Source organism: Paenibacillus barengoltzii G22 (assembly GCF_000403375.2).
Taxonomy (GTDB): domain Bacteria; phylum Bacillota; class Bacilli; order Paenibacillales; family Paenibacillaceae; genus Fontibacillus; species Fontibacillus barengoltzii.
Window position 1 is genome coordinate 387820 of sequence record NZ_KE159653.1, and the last position, 20122, is coordinate 407941.

At 52.1% G+C, this 20122-nt stretch carries 13 protein-coding genes; 3 read left to right on the forward strand and 10 right to left on the reverse strand.

The annotated features are described in order from the left end of the window. The first annotated feature begins 31 nt into the window (after positions 1-31). Positions 32-1609 carry an FAD-dependent oxidoreductase gene (locus tag C812_RS10160; RefSeq protein ID WP_016312570.1) on the forward strand — a complete coding sequence of 526 codons (1578 nt, stop codon included), beginning with the start codon at positions 32-34 and terminating at the stop codon, positions 1607-1609. Between the two features lie 64 nt (positions 1610-1673). On the opposite strand, the gene C812_RS10165 is transcribed toward C812_RS10160, so the two are convergent. Further along, positions 1674-6404, reverse strand: a complete 4731-nt coding sequence (locus C812_RS10165) for an S-layer homology domain-containing protein (protein ID WP_016312571.1) — start codon at positions 6402-6404, stop codon at positions 1674-1676. A gap of 405 nt (positions 6405-6809) precedes the next feature. Here C812_RS10165 and C812_RS10170 point away from each other — a divergent pair, with 405 nt between their 5' ends. After that, entirely contained in the window at positions 6810-8054 is a 1245-nt protein-coding gene (locus C812_RS10170) for an IS110 family RNA-guided transposase (RefSeq protein WP_016310842.1), read from the forward strand. 186 nt (positions 8055-8240) lie between these two features. Here the strand turns inward: C812_RS10170 and C812_RS10175 are convergent, their stop codons facing one another. The 8 genes from C812_RS10175 to C812_RS10205 form a co-directional block, all read right to left on the reverse strand. Continuing rightward, positions 8241-9782, reverse strand: a complete 1542-nt coding sequence (locus C812_RS10175; RefSeq protein ID WP_016312572.1) for an extracellular solute-binding protein — start codon at positions 9780-9782, stop codon at positions 8241-8243. Positions 9783-9888: 106 nt separating this feature from the next. After that, positions 9889-10803 carry a carbohydrate ABC transporter permease gene (locus C812_RS10180; RefSeq protein ID WP_009222871.1) on the reverse strand — a complete coding sequence of 305 codons (915 nt, stop codon included), beginning with the start codon at positions 10801-10803 and terminating at the stop codon, positions 9889-9891. 19 nt (positions 10804-10822) lie between these two features. Beyond that, a complete protein-coding gene (locus tag C812_RS10185) occupies positions 10823-11800 on the reverse strand; it encodes an ABC transporter permease (protein ID WP_016312573.1) in 978 nt (325 codons plus the stop codon). A gap of 287 nt (positions 11801-12087) precedes the next feature. Then, the gene (locus C812_RS10190) at positions 12088-13017 is read right to left on the reverse strand and encodes a DUF2268 domain-containing putative Zn-dependent protease (RefSeq protein ID WP_036625066.1); all 930 of its coding nucleotides are present in this window, start codon (positions 13015-13017) and stop codon (positions 12088-12090) included. A gap of 314 nt (positions 13018-13331) precedes the next feature. Beyond that, positions 13332-13472 carry a hypothetical protein gene (locus tag C812_RS22550; RefSeq protein ID WP_167669311.1) on the reverse strand — a complete coding sequence of 47 codons (141 nt, stop codon included), beginning with the start codon at positions 13470-13472 and terminating at the stop codon, positions 13332-13334. Between the two features lie 303 nt (positions 13473-13775). Then, a complete protein-coding gene (locus tag C812_RS10195; RefSeq protein ID WP_016312575.1) occupies positions 13776-15371 on the reverse strand; it encodes a response regulator in 1596 nt (531 codons plus the stop codon). Further along, positions 15316-17121 (reverse strand): cache domain-containing sensor histidine kinase, encoded by a 1806-nt coding sequence (locus tag C812_RS10200; RefSeq protein WP_036625287.1) that lies wholly within the window; start codon positions 17119-17121, stop codon positions 15316-15318. The genes C812_RS10195 and C812_RS10200 overlap by 56 nt, the downstream gene beginning before the upstream one ends. 11 nt (positions 17122-17132) lie before the next feature. Next, positions 17133-18737 (reverse strand): extracellular solute-binding protein, encoded by a 1605-nt coding sequence (locus C812_RS10205; RefSeq protein WP_016312577.1) that lies wholly within the window; start codon positions 18735-18737, stop codon positions 17133-17135. 339 nt (positions 18738-19076) lie between these two features. Here C812_RS10205 and C812_RS10210 point away from each other — a divergent pair, with 339 nt between their 5' ends. Next, the gene (locus tag C812_RS10210; RefSeq protein WP_016312578.1) at positions 19077-19538 is read left to right on the forward strand and encodes an AraC family transcriptional regulator; all 462 of its coding nucleotides are present in this window, start codon (positions 19077-19079) and stop codon (positions 19536-19538) included. Between the two features lie 22 nt (positions 19539-19560). Here C812_RS10210 and C812_RS10215 read toward each other — a convergent pair whose 3' ends face one another. Beyond that, a complete protein-coding gene (locus C812_RS10215; RefSeq protein ID WP_016312579.1) occupies positions 19561-20049 on the reverse strand; it encodes a DinB family protein in 489 nt (162 codons plus the stop codon). Positions 20050-20122 lie beyond the last annotated feature (73 nt).

The window sequence follows — 20122 nt, forward strand, 5'->3', positions numbered from 1 at the left end:
TGAATCTCAGGGCAAAAGGAGAATGGAAGCGATGAAACGCGAAATGAAGGCGGATATCGTCATCCTTGGGGGTGGTACCGGAGGAACCGCCGCAGCTCTAGCCGCGGCAGCTTCAGGTAAAACCGTCATCATGACGGAGGAGACGCTTTGGATTGGCGGGCAGCTGACCAGTCAGGCCGTTCCGCCGGATGAGCACCCCTGGATTGAGCATTTTGGCTGTACAAGAACTTACCGAAGATTCCGCAATGGCATACGCCAGTACTATCGAAATCATTATCCGTTAACACCGGCGGCGCGTAACCTACCCGAACTCAATCCCGGCGGCGGCATCGTCAGCCGGATTAGTCATGATCCCCGCGTTGGCCTGGCTGTGCTTGAGCAGATGCTGGCTCCTTACCTGCACAGCGGAAGGCTGACGATTCTTCACCGTTATCGCCTCCAGCAAGCCGAAACTGAAGGAGATGCCGTCCGAAGTGTGACGGTACGTCATCTCGACACCGGGGATGAACTGGTGCTTGAGGCGCCGTTTTTTATCGATGCCACTGAGCTCGGGGATCTGCTTCCACTCGCGGGAATTGAGTATGTTACCGGGGCCGAATCGAAAGCACAGACCGGCGAGCCTCATGCAGTCGATGGAGATCCGTTGCCGCAGGACATCCAAAGCTTTACGTATTGCTTTGCCGTAGATTATGCCGAAGGAGAAGAGCATCTCATCGACAAGCCTGAGATGTACGAGTTCTGGAGACAATATCAAGCCGACTTCTGGCCGAATCGGCTATTGAGCTTAACCGGCGTGAGGCCAGCTACGAACGAGCCGGTGGAGTATGAGATATTTCCGGGTTACGGTGGCAAGTTCCCGCTGTTTCAATACCGGCAAATTCTGGAGCCGTCCCATTTCGACAGCAGCTTCGGCTTCCGTCCGATCTCCCTGATCAACTGGCCGCAGAACGATTATTGGCTTGGCTCCATTATCGACGTACCGGAGGAAGAAGCCGCGCGTCATCTCCATCAGGCTAAACAGCTCAGCCTGTCGCTGTTGTATTGGCTGCAGACCGAAGCGCCTCGGCCGGACGGCGGGCAAGGTTATCCCGGTTTGCGCCTGCGCCGCGACGTCGTTGGAACAGAAGACGGGCTGGCGATGGCCCCCTATATCCGAGAGTCGAGACGAATTCAAGCGGAGTTTACGGTGCTGGAGCAGCATGTCGCCACGGCATCCCGACCAGATGGTGCAGCTGAGAAGTTCCCGGATTCCGTAGGAATCGGATGTTACCGCATCGATCTGCATCCGAGCACAGGCAACCGGCCGTACATTGATATCTCTTCCTTGCCCTTTCAAATTCCGCTGGGCAGCTTAATCCCGAAACGGGTCAAAAACGTGCTGGCCGCCGGCAAAAATATCGGGGTTACCCATATCACCAACGGTTGTTACCGGCTCCATCCCGTGGAATGGAACATCGGCGAAGCCGCGGGAATGTGCGCCAGCTTCTGCTTGGACCGCAACCTCTTCCCAACGGACGTACGCAATCATGAGGAAACGTTATCCGACTATCAACAGCTACTTCATAGCCAAGGGGTTGAATTGCAGTGGCCTAAGCTGCGCCCTGTCTAATATTTCTAGAAAAAAACGCCAGCCTGCGGATGAAGCCTTCCGCAGACTGGCATTTTTTCATTCATTATGAATTGATCAGTCCCGCCATCCGTAACATTCGAGCAAGCACCGTTGCTGCTTCCGCACGGGTAGACGAGGCTCCAGGAGCAAAGCTGCCATTCTCGCGCCCTTTCATTAAGCCGGATTCTACGGCGATCGCTGCCGCTTCTTCAGCCCAAGCCCCAATTTGGCTGCGATCCTCAAATCCAGCCAGCGTGGCACTCGGAATTCCAGCAGGAGCCTCGGCTCCTGCCAGCTTCAACGCACGAACCAGCAGCACACTCATCTGTTGACGTGTAATTTGCTCACTCGGACGGAACTCCCCGTCGGCAAAGCCTTCAATTAATCCGTGCTCCACCGCCGTTGCAACCGTACTCGCATACCACGCACCCGAGTTCACATCGGTGAAGGATCTGTTTGGATTCGTCTGCGGTCCAGTCAAACCGAGAGCACGGACGAGCATGGCCGTAAACTCTGCTCTCGTAAGGGGTGCATTAGGGCTGAACTCTGTATCCGAGGTGCCTTGAATGATCGTTTTGGAGGCCAACATCGTAACCTCATCAGCCGCCCAGTGTCCGTTCAGATCCGTGAAGGTCTTCCGGTATACCATCGCCGCATAAATGCCGCTGGCCTTCAATCGGAACGTGATCTGGGCCTTCCCACCTTCCTCCCTGATCAGCGCAGGCACAAACATGTAGCTGCCCGCAGAAGGCTGCAGAAGCAGAACGGTGGTCGTATCGGCAGAAACGGCCCCTGCCAGCGGTGCAGTCGTAAACTTAGCTTCGACTCCCTTAAAGGCTTGCAGTGCAGTTAAGGTGTCGCCCTGCTCCCAGAAGAAGGACACCTCCAGTAACGAACCAAACGGTTCAGCCTGATCCGGCAACAAGCGGTGCAGCTCTTCCTCCTGCGCTTCGGCAGGGATTCCAAGGCGAATCTGCAAGCTGTCTGCAGATCCCCGCTGTTGCAGCGCTTCACCTAAAGCCTGAACCGGCAGCTCTAACTTGCCTAACGGGGACTCCAGCAAGATAACGCCATTGGGCAACTCCTTCACCGCAGCCTCCAATCCCTTGGTTGGCAAGTGCAAGGTGAGGATGTCGGCGGTATCCGTGAAGCGATATTGCAGTTGCTGCGATTGGGCTGGTTTCGCTTGAAGGCTCTTGATCTCCTCCAGCATCCGCGACAAATCGACTTTCGCGTCAACGAGATGCTGGCCATTCGCCGCCGTAGACTTCACCACGTTCAGCCGCTCCGGCTTCATCGGCGGGGTTGGCGTCGTCCCGCTGCTGCCGCCCGACGATCCCGGCTGACCCGGATTAGAGCCGCTGTCCCCGGTGGATGTGCGAATGATTTGCACGGTCTGGCTGTTCGTTTTCAGATCATCCACATAGACATCGACTTGGACAAAGTTGATACCCGTCGATAACGGAACGTTTGCCGTAAACACTCCGGTCGAGGAAACCGACGCGGACTCCCCGTTTACTTTCACAGACGGCGTCCCCGGACCAAGCACTTCAACCGTCCCTTCCAGCGAATAATGGCTGTTCCTTGTCTCGCGCAACTCATCGTCCATCAAGCCGCTTAAAACTGCGGAACGTACCTGATCCCCCACCTCATAAGCGTTGGCCACAAGCTGTCGATTGATTCGAACTCCCGACGGATCAATGGTTGAGATAACGAAGCCGCCTGGCGGAATGACGCTGTTGTTCTCCTCCGGTGCTCCCCAGCTCCAGTTGATCGCCTGATTGCGGTTGGCTACGCGGGTGACGGCGCCCGTGTCATCTACAACCACCTCAACGCCAAAATGATTTGTTCCCGTCGTTGTTCCAAACGCGTCCGTCAGTACATTAATGTTGCCCTCCACCCGGTTCACGTTGTAATAATGGCCTTCCAGGAACGTATCCGGACTGTCAGGCAAGCTCATGCCCAGCTGGTAATCCTTCACCCATTCGCGGTCCTCCAGCGAGGCCTTGGCGATCGCCCAGTTAATTTGGGAAGCGTCGAACAGCATGAGTCCATTGGTCGTTCTCAATCCCGCCTGGAACACCTCCCGCTGTACCGCTGGAAGCTGAACATTGTTGAGGGCAATCCCCGCATACAGCGGAATCTCGCCATTCGTCACAATGTTCCCTAGCGTAATGTACTTTTGAATCTCCTGACTGGTCGTCTGATAAGCGCCAATCATCAGAAAATCCAGATGTTCGATATACCCGGTATCGTAATACTCCGGTGTATAAATCGACTCCACCGGCAAGCCCAGGGAAGGATGGATGCGGAAATTTTTGCTCGCCCAGTTCACCCCGTTGAGATAATACGTCTCATACCAGGAACCGACGTAAGAAGACACTTTGATCGTTCTTCCCGACTCAGCCTCATAGGAATCCACCAGCGACTTCACTTCGCCAAAAAAGCTTTGGATCACCCTTGACCGGAACTCCCACCAATCCTGAATGAGCGGACCATCCACTCTGACGTTATTTTCATAGTAAAAAATGTCATTCGGCCAATGGTTCAGTTGCTTGCCGCGCAGAAGCAAGAATTGCTCGAATTTGACTCTCGTTTCCTCGCTGAAATCTGCACCTTCATTATCGTAACGTCCACGGTCGTGCACGACGCCGTCCACGTCATAATTTTTGATAATCTCCTCAAACGTCTTCAGCTCGAACTCGCGCACCTCATCGTTTGCCGGATTCACGAAGGCGACCAAGCCCTGCTTCGCGCTTTCCCGCAGCCGCTTGATTTCACCGTTGTTCTCCGCATAGTGCACGCGCTCTTCCCAATCCAGGTGATCATTCAGCACGGCGTATTCGTTATAAGCGATGGACCCTTCAGCGAATACGTTAACCACCGCATGGATTTCCAACCCCAGGTCATGACCCTGATCGATGAATTCCTGCAGCAGGTCCAGATCGGGATTGGCTCCGGCTCTCCCGGGTGATTGAAGCTCGCTGACGTAGGGTCTTCCGGTCAAGTCGTTTTTCTTGTACGAGACATAGCCCTCGACGCCTTTCACATCCAAAGCAACGGAGGTGACTCCGGTGTCCTTGGCCTTTTGAAGAAAAGCGCGCACCTGCTCGCTGGTTTGAAACTTTTTCGCGTTGGAGGCTTGATCCACCCATAGAATTACTTCTTTGTCAGCTGATAAATCGTCCCGGGCAAACACCGCCAAGTCCCGGCGATCCTGCTCGATCTCATTTTTCAACACCGTGATTTCAATGTAGTTGGTGCCTTTCGTTAACGGGTAATCATAGCTGAAAGATCCATCCGCCTCAAAAGGAACGGAGGCTCCACTCACCAGCAGTTGGATGGACGCCGGATCGTCGATATTCTCGATCATCCCCGACAGGATCGTGTGGTTGGCCGTTACCGTGTACATCCGCTGATTATCGACCTTAAGTCGGGCGATCGGACCATTCCCGCTCATCAGATCCCGGACAGATACGACTTCCCCATTCTTGCGAAGCTTTATGATGTCTCCCACTTTGAAGTTTTCCGCCAGGAAGCGCTTGATATAATTGCCCGCGTAACTATCGTCCTGCGCCATCAGCACATAACCTTCCTCCGGAATTTCAAGGAGAGTGGGCCCGGTCCATACGGGAGGTTGGCCATTAATTGAAGGGTTGATCACCTGCAAGACCTGGTTGTTGGCATCAACCTGCACGGCAACGTTGTACTGTGGAATTTCGATTGATTCGCCATAATCCCTCGTAAACAACGCAACGATATTGGACACGCCGGTCACGTCTCGATCCACGTAATCGATCTTGATCCGCGGTCCATCAATGTCGATCGTGATATCCTTTGGTGCGGCTTCAACTTCGATATAGTCCTGATTCTCCGACGGTTCATACATGATCGTTAACGTCTCCCTTTCCAATTCCTCCCCGGCCTGAGATAAGATGACCGTTACTGCGTTCGCCCCTGAAATTAAATACACATGTTCACGAAAAACTCCATCTGCCGATAACTCGGCCGGATCGCCATTTACCGTAACGGCAAGCTCCAGCTGCTCATCATAATTGGCCACAAACCCGGCAACTTCGATGACCGGAATGTCCACAGTCGTCTGGTCTTCCGTTAACAGCATGAGCTCAGGAAGCACAGGCTCCGGATCGGGATCAGGATCAGGTTCTGGCTCTGGATCGGCGGCTGGGGGAGGCTCTGGAGCAGGCTCCGGGTCCGGATCAGGCGTTGCCGGTATAAAATCTGCCGCCGTCACTTCTTCCCCTGCACGCATCAGCTTCACCGAGTCCCCAACATGAACCTGCTGAAAAAGCGCAGGTCGATAAGCCGACTCGTCCCAAGCGCTCTGCCCTCCCGCCAACACAAGGTATCCTCCTTCTGGAATCGGGAGCATGCGCTCCGCATCCCAAGTTGTGGGAGGATCGTCCACGGGACCAACAACTTCCTGCACGACCCCTTCGGCATCAACGGTGAGAGCCACTTGCCCTTCCGCAATCCATACCTCCGTCACAGGCCCATATGTGGCATCGGTTACGGTCGCCCCGCTGGTGAACAAGGCAAGGTAATCCGCCTTTCCCTCGAATGAGCCAGCCGCAGCGTTAACGTCCGTGAATTCAAGCGCAATGCTCCCTTCGTCATTCACAAACTGAACCGGTTCGCTTGAAGTCTCTTCCGCCTTCGGAAGTTCCTCCGGATCTGCGGCCGAGGAGGCGATGGGCATCCCCGGCCAGAACAACGCCGCCAGTAAGGTGAGACAAATCACTCCGGCCATTCGCCTCTGCAACATACGTTTCATCCAGATGCCTCCTCGTATAGTATCTTTAAAAAGCTCTTTTAGGTTCATTTCCATCCCCCCGGGGGATGGAAAACAGCCTCCAAATTTCCAGCTTGTTCTTTGAAAATTCCATCAGGGACTGGACTTTCCGGTATGCCTCTGGACAATGGAACGTAGGGTCCATTCGGGGAAATCCTTCTGCCTCCAGTAGCATCGTCTACTCCTTAAGTCTGTTTCTCCGGTACGCGTCTGAGCTTCTTACCCGCTGGCTGTTCCCTTCGGCATCCCATGCCCGGTTTTAGCAGATCCGGGGCAGCTCATGGCCCGAAGTGTGTCCTCATACGCGAGGGTGATAGATCTGCGCGTGCGCCGGAGGCATCCCGGAGCGTCCATTCCCTGAATCCCTAGCGAAAGGAGGAATTTCACTTGAAGCTTTTTGTCGGTATTGACGTGAGCTCGCAAGAGCTCGAAGCGTGTTTCATGAACGCTGACGGTGACAAGCTTGAGACACTCACCGTCAAAAACAATTTGAATGGCGCCTCGCATTTGCGTGACCAAATCGTCGCTGCAGCGGACAAGTTGGCCGTCACCGAGATTCACATCGGCTTGGAAGCCACTTCCGTCTACAGCTGGCACCCTGCCATGTACCTGCATCAGGATCCAGCGCTTCGAGAGCGCAAGGCCAAGGTGTTCACCTTGAACCCCAAGCTCATCAGCAAGTTCAGAGAAGCCTATGCGGATATGGACAAGACCGACCGGCTCGACGCCTGGGTCATTGCGGATCGCCTGCGCTTCGGCCGCCTGACGACCACCATCGTCATGCAGGAGCAGTATGTCGCCCTTCAACGCCTCACGCGCATGCGTTTCCACTTGGTCCATAACTTGGCTCGCGAGAAGCAGTACTTCTTGCAGAACCTGTTCTACAAGTGCAATGCGTTTACAACCGAGGTCGACAGCTCCGTGTTTGGCCATGCGCTCATGGAGATGCTCTCCGAGAAGTTCAGCCTCGATGACATCGCCGAGATGGACGTGGCCGATCTGGCCGACTATCTGCGGGACAAGGGACGCAATCGTTTCCCCGATCCCGAGCGGGTCGCCCGCTGCATTCAGCAAGCTGCCCGCGCCTCCTATCGGCTGTCCAAGGTCGTGGAGGATTCGATTGACCTGGTGCTCGGCACCTCCATCGAATCCATCCGCAGCATCCAGAAGCAGCTCAAGGATCTCGACAAAGCGATCGAGCGGGTCCTCGACGGCATTCAAGGCGCTCAGTGCTTGCTGTCAGTGCCCGGCATCGGCAAAGTCTATGCAGCCGGTCTGCTCGGCGAACTCGGCGATATTGAACGGTTCAAGGATCAAGCCGCCGTCGCCAAGTACGCGGGTCTGACGTGGCGCAGGCACCAGTCCGGCGTCTTCGAGGCGGAGGACACCGCCCGCATCAAATCCGGCAACCGATTCCTGCGCTACTACCTCGTTGAAGCTGCCAACTCGGTTAGGATGCGCGATGAAGAATTCGGTGAATATTACCGGAAGAAGTATCACGAAGTGCCCAAGAATCAACACAAACGCGCCCTCGTCTTAACGGCAAGAAAACTCGTGCGTTTGGTCGATGTGCTGCTACGCAGCGGCCAACTCTACACGCCTCGAAGGAAGGTGAATAGCGCCAAGGATTAACGCCTCCTTTGCCTTAGTCCTTCACGAATTCCCAGTAAAAATCTGGTATCTGACATGGTTTTTGGCTGGGTTTGGTTTGATGCGCCCTTTTTTCGTGACTCCGCGCTCAACAGGCACGGGAAATTTCCAATTCGATTAAATCAACAGCTTGACATCATACCGCTGGACTTTTGATCTGAGGATGGCTTATTTCGTAGACTGGAACCATTCGTTCGCCGCAGCCACCATGTCGGCTCCGCCTTCCGCTCTCCATTGCGCCAGGAATTGATCGTATTGCTCAATCGGCTTTGCCCCGGAAATAAACTGCAGCACATTGTCATCCAGCATCGTTGTCAGCTTCAGCAGATTTTTGGACACAGCTTCAATGGGCGGCGCCGTAGACATCGGATCAACGACAACCAGACCTTCTGCATTTTTCTGGAACGCTTCAAAATGCGCCTGAAGCACCGGATCCTTCCGCACGCGGGCTTGCCAATAAATCGGATATTTCTCTTCGTCCACGCCAGTCAGGAAGTTGCTCGCATTGTTTAACTGTTCATTAAAGATCGGGAGAATTGGATAATATTTGTCGTCCTTCACTTCATAGTGAACCCCTTCTTGACCCAGCGCGATGCCTTTGAATGTCTCCGGCTCCAGCTTCGCATTCAGGAATTCCATGGCCGCTTCTTTATTTTTGGAGGATTTCAAAATGCCGATGTACCAGGTCACATTTGCTTTTGCGCCAACGACGGCTTTTCCGTCTGGTCCTTTCAGATAAGGAATAATCGACGTCTTGGCCTCAGGGAAGTTCTTCTGCAGCGCCGCGATTGCAGATCCCGCATTCCACCAAGCCAGCTTATACATCGCTGCTTTGCCGCCAGAAAACTTCTCAATCGATTCTTGAGCGGTATTGAGCGGCGTTTCGGTGTCTAGTAATCCTTCTTTATACAGCTTGTTCATGAAGGTAATGTATTCTTTCATCTCCGGCTGCTCCGCCCGGTGAACCAGCTTGCCGTCGACTTCCTTCCAATCGGTAAGCACGCCAAAGGTAGATGCAATGTCGCCGTAGATGGAGTCCTTGCTCAGCGTCAGCGGGATGACATTTTTCTTCTCCTTGATCGTCTTAAGTACCGTATAGAGTTCATCGCGGTTCGTTGGGATGGACAAGCCCAGCTCATCCAGCCAATCCTGGCGAACGACCAACTCTTCACCGATGCTCACACCCGCTCCCGTTTCGGGAATCCCGTAGATCTTGCCGTCGATCGTAGCACTGGCGAAGGACTCCGGCTTGATCGACTGCTTAATATAGTTGCCATGGGCCTCCAGCAGTTCATCCATCGGTTCGAGTGCCCCCGCCGAAGCCAGATTGTAGAATTGGGCGGCATTCAGCTTGGCGATGTCGTAATTTTCTTTGCTGGATACCATCAAGTTCAGCTTCTCATCAGCGTTCTCCGCCGGCAGCAATTCATATTCCACATGAAACCCGGTGCGTTCTTCGATGTATTTTGCGACGTATTCGGTCTTCGGATCAAACAGCCCGTATTGCATGATCATCCGCAAATCTGGTTTGTCCGTGCTTCCCCCGCTGTTACTGCCTTCTGTTGTTGATGTGTTGGTGTTTCCTCCCGATGGTTCAGTCGCAGCAGGCTCTGACGTTCCGCCTCCTCCGCCGCCGCAGCCGGACAGCACTAGGGCAAAGCCAAGGATGGCGGTAAGTACCGCTGACGTTTTTTTCATCTTTAAATTCATATATACCCTCCTTCAAATCGGTTGTTTTTGAGTTTCTACTGGGGTTCTACTGCAGCGGAGCACATCACCTCCCTTCAGGTGTTAGCCTTAATCGAGCCATGTTGCTTCAACCTTTCACTGAACCCACCAGCACGCCTTTTACGAAGTATTTTTGCAAGAAAGGATATACGAGCAGAATCGGAATGGTCGCCAGCAAGATGGAGGAAGCTTGGATCGACTGCGGGGTGGTGTTAATCGCTGCATCGATGTTATCTTTCAGGAAATCCCCGCTGGAGGAAACGAGCAGCTCCTTCAAATACAGCTGCATCGGCTTAATGGCCGGGTCACTGATGTAAATCATGGCCGTGAAATAGTCGTTCCAGAACGCTACGGCAAAAAACAAACCAATCGTCGCCAGCACCGGCAGCGACAAGGGGAGCATGACCGACATGAGGATTCGGATATTCCCCGCCCCGTCCAGTTTGGCCGATTCCTCCAGTTCTTCCGGGAGGCCTTCAAAGTAGTTTTTTATGATCAGCATGTTGTAGACGTTTACCATCGCCGGGAGGAACAAGACCGGGAAGGAGTTGACCAGGTTCAGGTTCTGCATCAGCAGATAGGTGGGAATTAACCCGCCGCTGAACAACATGGTAAAAACGAAAATCAACAAGATCCCTTTTCGTCCGCGCAGCCGTACTTTAGACAAGGGATAAGCCGTGAGCGTCGTCAGAAACAAACTGCATGCCGTTCCGATCACCGTCAGGGCGATGGATACCTTCAGCGAATTGAGGAACATGGAGTCTTGAAGCACATAGTGATATGTCTCAAATTGCAGTCCTACCGGAAGCAACCCCACCCTTCCTGAGATTACGGCGCTTTCGCTGCTCAAGGACTTGGCAAGCAAATTGACGAACGGAAGCAATGTTGTCAGCCCTAGCAGAATAAAGAAGACGTAATTGAAAACGGTAAAGCATTTTTCGGAAAACGAGGTTTTGATCACTCCGCGCGGCTGCAATCCTTCCAAGGCCTGTTTATGATCCATAACATGGGCTCCCCCTTTCCTACCAAATCCCGCGCTGTAAATATTTGCGGCTGGCTGCGTTCCCGGCTATGACCAAGGTGAAGGAGATTACGGCCTCAAACAGTCCCACCGCTGTGGAAAAGCTGTAATCCTGACTACCCAACCCGCGGCGGTACACATACGTCCCGATGACGTCTGACACCTGATAGACGACGGGATTGTACATCACCAAGATCTGTTCCGTTCCGGCTTCCAGCACGCTGCCGAGCCGCAGGATAAACATCAGGATGATGACCGGCGCGATCCCGGGCAAAGTAATATGCCACAGCTGCTTCCATCTCCCGGCTCCATCCATCCTTGCCGCTTCATAGAGCATGGGATCGATGGTGGTGAATGCCGCCAGATAGACGATCGTACTCCAGCCGGTTTCCTTCCAGCCCGCCGAAGTGATCAGGACGCTGCGAAACACGCTGTTGTCCAGAAAGAACGCAATCGGCTCCATCCCCATTGCGGTGAGCGCTTTGTTAACGATCCCGCCGTTTGTTGATAGTAAATCCATAAACAATCCGCCAACGATAACCCAAGACAGGAAATGAGGCAGATAGATCACGGTTTGCACCGTCCGCTTGAAGATCATATTCCGCATCTCATTGAGCATCAGGGCAACCACGATCGGTAACGGAAACAAAATAACGATCTTCAGAAAACTGATGATGACCGTATTTCTAAACACTTGGGCAAAGTCCGGCGACGTAAACAGCCGCTCGAAATGCTTCCACCCCACCCAAGGGCTGTCCGCAAATCCGGTGAAAATATTAAAATCCTTGAAGGCAATCGTAATTCCGTACATCGGTGTATACTTGAACAGCAAGATGAATAAAATGCCCGGCACGAGCATGAGATAGAGATCCCATTCCTTCCGGATGTCGAGTCCCAGCCGCCTCCAATAGCTTCGTTTCACTTGAGGTGTTTTTTGGGATTGGGCTGATTCTGCCACGGCTCTGGTCTTTAATTGCATCCGCTTGCCCCCTTTCGCACTTCATTGTCCTATCGTCCATCTGTGACCATCTTGTGAACATATTGTAAAATCCGACCGGCAAGCTGAGTAGGAGAGACCAATTACTATTTGTGGTAAAATGATGGCTTCTCGGCTTTGACGGGCACAAAAAAAAGAAGCCTTGCGGCTTCAAAAGATGGATGTTGCCATGTTTATTGCACGGATTGACCTAGGTTATGCATAATGGCTTCGTATAGAAAATCTGCAAAATCTTCATGACCATATTGGGCAAAAAAGTTTGAACGATATCATAAACCGTTAATAATGGTTTCTTCTTCCCAAAAACCTTTGACTTCCTCCAGTATTTGATCCGCAGGCGTGATCGTTGCCTCGAAGATCGTTTTGCCTGTTTGTTTTAAGTAATACTGGATTAAATGATATCCGCAAGCGTAACCAGCGCAGTACGGCATATTGGCAGGTTGATAATTTTGCAGCTTAGCGATTTCATCTCCATATAGATACGGCGTAATTTGATCGAATCCGGTAACCTGCAGCCGTTCTCTAAGTACCGGCTTGATGCGTTGATTTAGGGTTTCGGCTTCTGTTTTGGCTACCCAAGGTCCCAACCATTCTTCTCCAAATCGATACGTCGCAAAACTCTCAGCTAATCCCTCGCTTACAATAAGCTCGCCTAAATTAACATTGGGATTCCAACGAATAAATTGATATCTTACGTTATGGTTGCTTTCATGCGTCAGCGCCACCTTCATCCGAGGGACCGTGTACGCATTGGGCAGAAGCGTCCCCCAGATATAACCGGGAATGCCTCCAAATCCGCTGTATCCTTCGTTGATGACGAGGGAACGATTTTCCGGTTTTCCTAACTGGATCGTGAAGATGTAGTCGGATACAGGGAGGCGAATTCCATGCTCCACAAAAAGACATAAGCTTTCTCTGATGGCCTCCTCACATTCGCACCAAAAGGAATCCGACGAGATCCACTCGATCTCCGAAGAAATCTCCGGGGTAATCTCATCGGGGGATCGATGCATCATACTGTTAAACGTCACCACATCAAAACCATTCGGCTCTTGCGCTCGAAATGGAATCTGCTGTATTTTCCATTGTCCCATAAAGGGACCCATCATTTCGTTGCGGAACAATTCAAGCTTGTCCTCAGGCGCAGCTTGAGCGACTTTGCGATAAATATGATCGGAACGCAGCGTTGTAATGTTCATCATTCTCACTCCTAGTTCATTTACTTAGGGAGAATTATGAGCTATGACGTTACGTTAGAGTCAAGGCTGTTTTTCCGGCGTTTTGGCATGCCTCCATGCGTGCTGATTGTAATTTCACTAACGCTTGGCACATCACCGCCAGGTGAGTTCGCCCCGTGCTCCGTACTCATCACTCGCTAACGCTTGCCACGGCGCTTATTTCGCGAAAATCGGGAGATTTTCGATTCTAACGCTTACAAGAGAGCTTATTCGCGGAAAAACAGCCCATTTCACGCCGGAAACCGAGAAATAAGCTTCCTGATCAGCGTTAGATTTCAAACCACGCCGGAATTCCCCAAATAGCGTTGCTCACAAGCGTTAGAGCTGAAGCTGCGGGTGCAGGCCAGACTTGCAGCTGACTCGGTAAGCTCGATCTGTGTCATTTCCGGCTGCAGCCCGACACACCTAACAAGCATCTAACCACTTGCACCACACCACATGACATCCCCTACAATAGCTCTACCCACCTAGTCGGCCCCCAACAGTAGTAACTCAACAACGGCCAAAGTCCTCTCACTAGACGCTATCACCAACACCACATGAATGCCCCCACAAACAATAGCTTCACCCACCTAGTCGGCCCCCAACAGCCTGGCGGCCCGCCCCCCGGCCAAGCATTAGCTGAGTCGGGCCTTACCGAAGCTGAGCCTGGACCTATACCTATACCCGTACCTGTACCTACACCTGTACCTGTACCTGCACCACTGCCTGTACCTTAACTACCCCTTACACTCCCCGGGATTCACTCCCCAGTACTTGCGGAACACCTTGGTGAAGTAGCTGACATCCCGGTAACCGACCGAACGCGCGGCATCATAGACCTTGTGCCCTTCCTGCAGCAACGCTTTGGCCCGCTCCATCTTGCGTTCAAGGACGTAATCCGAAAAGGCCACGCCCATCTCCTGCTTAAACAGTCGGCTGAGGTAAGAGGAGTTGATATACATGCGATCTGCCACCATGTGCAGCGTCAGTTCTTGATCCATTTCCTCGTTCACCAGACGAAGGACCTCTTTCACGACCTGGTGGCTGCTCGCTTTTCGCTGCTCCTTCACATAGGCGACGATACGTTGCACGCTTCTCGTCAGCAGCGCCCAAGTTTGCGTTTGAGTGCTTAGCAGACTTACGTTCTGGATATACTGCGCTTCGTCGCCGAGCACTTGCTTGGTCGTCCATCCCCGCTTTTGAATCATTCGAACAAATAAGCCAAGCACAAAAAGCACCGCTTCATGAAAATCGTCCGAGGATTCCATTCTCGCAACCAACGTATCCCATATTCCCTGCAAAGCCGCCATTGCCTTGGCCTCATCAGCGGTCTCCATCCCGATCTCGAGCTCCTTCTCCAGATGCGGTTCGATGGCAAAAGGCCGCACGATCTCCCCGTCAGTTTCTCGGTACGGAATGACTAAGTCATGTCCGTACACGACTCGCTCCTGGAGCGCGTGGCAAGCCTGTCGGTACAAGGCAGACAATTGCTCTAACGGCCCCACCGCCGCACAAAGTCCAGCACTGGCGGTCAGCCGCAGCACTTCTTTGGTTCGGGAGAGCAACTGGGACAAATCCGCATTCATCCGCAGCAACGCCTCGCTCGCATCATCCTCCGGGCCAATCACATAAACCATCATCAGATTCATGTCCGAGTTGGCGGCAATCCACCAATTGGGTGGAGTTAACAGCTCTTTGGCGAGTAGCTGGAGCGTAAACTTCTGCATCTCCGTCGTTTCCCCCACCTCCGGGATAGGGTCCAGTTCCACCACCGCAACCGCGATCCGATCCTCCCGGTGAAACGAAATGTGTAGTTCATGGCTTTTCGCCAGAATTTCCTCCCGTCCCATCTTGCCGGCCGCCCACTGAAGGAAGAACAGGTTTTGCAAATGCGGCAGGTTGGACAACCACTGCTTCTCTAAAGCAGTCTGCCGTCGCCATTCCTCAAGATCCTGCTGCAGCTGGCGCCGGGCATCCAAGACCGCTTCCAAGATCTCCGGCTCGCCCGCCGGCTTCAGTAAATATCGCGAAACCCCATGCTTAAGCGCAATCTGGGCAAATTCAAAGTTGTCGTGTCCGCTTAAAATAATGATTTTCATCAACCGGTTAAGCAAGCCCCGCCCTTTAAGCTCCCGCAACAGCTCCAATCCGTCCATGCCCGGCATTTGCACATCGATCAGCATAAGATCCGGCTTCTTGCGTTCCATAAGTCTGAGAGCATCCAGACCGTTTGCTGCAGTGCCAATCATGTCGATGCCGTGCGACTCCCACATGATGTTATAGGCTAGCGCTTGCCGCAGCCGGGGCTCGTCCTCCACGATCATCAGATTCATCCTGATCCTCCTTTAATGGAATCGATAACGTCACGGTCGTTCCTTCCCCCGAAGCGCTCTGTACGATAAGCCGTGCCTCCGGTCCATAATACAGCTTCATCCGGCTCAGCACATTTCGCAGGCCAAAGAGATCCTTCACCTGCTCCTCATCCTGCGAATAGGCCACAATCTTGCGGAGATCCATCCGGTCAAGCTCCTGTTGAATGTAACGAAGCCGCTCCTCCTCAATCCCCGGCCCATTATCCTCCACGCGGATGTGAAGTGTATGCTCCTGCTCCACCCAACTGGAGATGACCAAATAACCGTCTGCTTCTTTTCCCTCCATGCCATGGATGATGGCATTTTCCACGATTGGCTGCAGCAGCAGCTTGAGTAACGGAATCCGCTTGCTTTGCTCCGAGATCCGATATTCCACTTGGAAATTGTCCATAAAACGAAGCTGCTGAATCCGCAAATAATAATTTAAATGAGCGATGCTCTCTTCAACCGTAAACTCCTGCCGACCTTTGTTCAGGCTCAATCGGAAAAAGCTCGAGAGATTCATCACCATTTCGCTGATTTCCTCAGCATCGTAATTCTTCGCCATCCAGTAAATCGAATCGAGCGTGTTATATAAAAAATGCGGGTTGATTTGCGATTGCAGAAACCGAAGTTCGGTTGTCTTCAGTCGCAGTTGCTGCTCATAATGGTCCTCGATCAAATGCTTCTGCACCAGCGCCATGCGATTGAAGGATTGAATGAGAAACCCAAATTCATCCTTCCGATTTGTGCTGACATGTGCGTTAAGCTCACCGTTACTCAAGCGCCTCATCCCCTTAGCCAATTTCAATACCGGGGAGGCAATTCCGCTGTAAACCACCCAAGATACGATAAGAGCCAAAATTAAACTCAACCCAATAATTGAAAAAGTAAACAGTCGCAGTTGATCCGTCTCCCGGTACAGCTCGCTTTTGGGCTGAACCAGTGTCAGTTGCCAAGGCGAATAGGAGGAATCGATGGTAACGGTCATATCCTGATCCGGCAGATGTAATGCCGAAGGCTTGCCAGCTTCTAGCAGTACCTCTCCCTTTTCATTTGACAGGACGATTCGGCTGTTCTCGGAAGGCAGCAGCGTTTTAATGATATTAAGTAATTTATTCTTGCTGAACGAGACGACCAGTAGGTTGGCTTGCCGATTGCTGTTATACAAATCCATCGCCCGCAGCAGCGAAATGCTGTCGGAGTTCGTTAATTGCCCAAAGGTCACTTCATCCGTCACAGCATAATCAGCCTTAACATAAGAAATCCCTGTCCCGTTACGGCGGGCGGTTTCCACAAACCACTCTTTTTGCGCGTCTCCTGCCAATTGCTTGCCGCCGTAATGGGTGGAGATCAGCATGCCCGAGGCGGGATGGTAGACGGAAATTTGTGAAATATACCGGTTCACCGAGACCGAATTCGACAACTGCTCCAAAATCGAAGAGAACGCCAAGATGGATTGCGGCGAGAAGTCGCTGCCGCTTTCGTTCAGCAACGCATTCATCGCAGGATCGCCGGCAATCAGCGTTGAAATCTCCTCGACGTTCTGAAACACCAGATCAAAATGATTCATCGCCGAGGAGAGAGCCGTTTCGGTCCGCTGGACCGCCTGGTTGTAGAGAATATCCCGTGATCGCTCCACCGCAAACAAACTGATCAAGACCAGCGGGAGCAAAATGAGGATAAAATATCCGGTCAGCCTGAATTGAATATGGTGTGAAAACCGGTTCATGATCCATCGAATCACCGTTCTCCCCCTTCCAAGCCCAGAGAATTGCCCATTCTTCTGCTCTCGCTCTCGTACCAACGATTCACTTCTTTCGTAATTTCACTTCCTCCTGCCGCCTTCCACTGCTCAACATACCGGTCGAACGCATCCAGTGGCTCGATACCCATAATAATTTTGACAAAAACGTCCTCTAAGCGATCCAGATTTTCGTTGTATTTTCCCATGGCAGGGGTCGGTATTCCGTAAAATGCATTTGGCATAATATTGCGGTGAATGGTCTGGATATTGTTGTACAAGTTGAAATCCCCCAGAGAATCCAGCCGCAGCTTAAACAACGTCTCATCAGGAACGTCCACCAAGGATTGATAGATCCCCCGGTACAGACTCTCGTCATGCAATGCGAAGTCTGTAACGATCCGATCTCCGTCCTGGCGCCAAATTTCATTCTCAAAGCCAAGCTTTAGCGTTTTATAATCGCTGGCGATAAAGTCCAGCAGTTGAATAACCTCAGCCGCATGCGTTGAACTAGCTGGGATTACGTTGTATCCGCGAATAACATCGATCCCATATACCCCTTTGTCCCCCTTTGGTCCTGTCGGATATTCCAGGGGAATCCATCGAGCGTTCGGGTCTTGCTTCATATTGGCCGCTATCGGGCCGCGCGTATCGTACCAGGTTGCGGAGAAAAGCCCCACTTTTCCGTACTCGATCTTCTCGGACAAGTTCGTCTGAAGGTTTAACGGAAACTCCCGTTCCAGTAATCCTTCCTGATACAATCGGGTCAGGAAGCCCAGTGCTTCCTTTGTTTCCGGCAGGATATTGCCATACACCAATTTCCCGTCCCGCTCAAACCAGGTATCCAGCTGCGTTCCGAAGGCGCCAAAAAACGGCGAGGACCGTCCAAGGTTGGCCGTGAACGTCAAGCCTACGGTGTCCTGCAGGCCGTTGCCATCCGGGTCGTCTTGGGCAAAGGCACGAATGACCTCGTAATACTCATCAAGCGTTTCCGGCGGATCCAGGCCCAGCCGGTCCAACCAATCTTTTCGCGCATACATCAACTCGATGCCCGTCACTTCGTTTAAACTGGGAACAGCATAAATTTTGCCGCCGTATTTCACACGGTCCCATACTTCAGGGGGGATTTTTGCTTTCAGGTGGGGGCCGTACTGATCGATCAGATCGTCCAACGGAAGGAGCGCCCCTTGCTTGACATAATTGTCGAACCATACGGGTTCATAGGCATGCAGCATGTCGGGGAGATTCCCCGAGGACATGATGACATCCAATTTCTCATCATAGACTTCGGTGGGGGGCGTATTGACCTGGATGTCCAAGCCGGTTTGCTCTTCGATATAGCTCAAATAGCGATTATCGTTCTCGTCCATGCCTTCGGGGAAGGTCATACCGAGGTTGGAAATGACGATTTGAATTTCAGGACGAATCCGCCCATCGCCAGACGGGGAGGGACTTTTGGAAGGATTGAAGCTGCACCCCGTGACACTGATGGACAGCATGAGGGATAAAGGAAGCAAGCAAGCGGCCCAATGGAAGGGACGGATTCGTAATCTTGTTGTTTTCGGTTCCCGTTTACAGCGTGTATTGGCCTGATTCATCGACATGTCACTACCACTCCCTTCATCTGGTTCGTGAACGCATGACTTGATCAATACAATCGGTTCTTATAGCTGTCCTGCAACGATTGCTGAATTTCCTGCTCCGCATAGCGCATGGATTTCCTGTTTAGAGCGGACGGTATCTTGAAATATCATTGGATTCATAGGTGTCCTCCCTGTTCTGTAATCCCTGGGCTTGTTTTCTCTCTTAACGAAATTATACACACCGGGATGCGGAGAAATTGTCGAAAGTTGAAAATTAAAATTTTTGGAGGTAAATCATTTTAGTTCATGTTAGATTCAGGAGGAAGTGATAATTCCTAAATTTTTAAGGAGGGAAATACCTTGGAATTCAAAGTCGAAAAGCTACCCCGGTATCGCTTCGCTTATGTACGTCAGGTGGGTCCGTATGGTCCCGGTAACATTCAAGCGATGGAGAGAATGAAACGTTGGGGTGCGGAGAGGAACTTGCTCAATCATTCTGCCATCCTGCTTGGTATCCCTTGGGATAACCCGGAGACCACGCCACCGCAGAACTGCCGTTATGATGCTTGTCTTGTCATTTCGCAGGATGAAACCCTAGATGATGATACTGTCCACATCGGCGAGATTTCCGGAGGAGACTACTTGGTGTGTACGATTAAGCACACGGCTCAGGCCATGCAGCAAGCATGGGCCGAACTGATGCCCACGCTTCAAGCCAAGGGCTATCAAATCGACGATCGGCCGATTTTGGAGAGATACACTGGGGAAATGCTGCTGAAGGAGTTTTGTGAAATTTGCGTGCCGATTACAAGTTTGAATTAAGGTAGATCCAAACTCAACCCGATCATGAATGTTGGTCGGGTTGAGGAAATAATCCCCTGCCAATGAGATTGGCTGTGATCGGCTTCTTTCCCACTTCCCGTGCCCAGACGGATAATTGACCGATAGGGTGAATCTCATGGGCGATCACATGCCGCATCACTTCGCCGTATGTATGGGCCTCTCGTTCCCCATCATCCGTGATGTCGATCATCACGCGGTCTTCCAGCTGCTCGTTCCATTCATATACAAATGGGGCAACCTCAGCATGACAGCGATCAGAGAAAGCACGCACCTGGCGTAAACTGGAGACCTCTTCAAACGAAGGGATATGTACGGCTTTCTCCTGGATACCACCGCAGATCCAGCTATACTCAACAGCTACAATATGATACAGCGTAGAAATAATGCACCCAAGACCTCCAGTGCGTTTGGCCATCAATTCTTTCTCACTCAACGCCCCACACCACTCGAACCAATCCTTGCGAACCTGCCAATATTTTCTATTGTTCATATAAAAACTAGATCACATGTACTGCTAGAACGCGGCCTCGTTTAAACGGATGGGACAAGTTTTCTTTTTACGG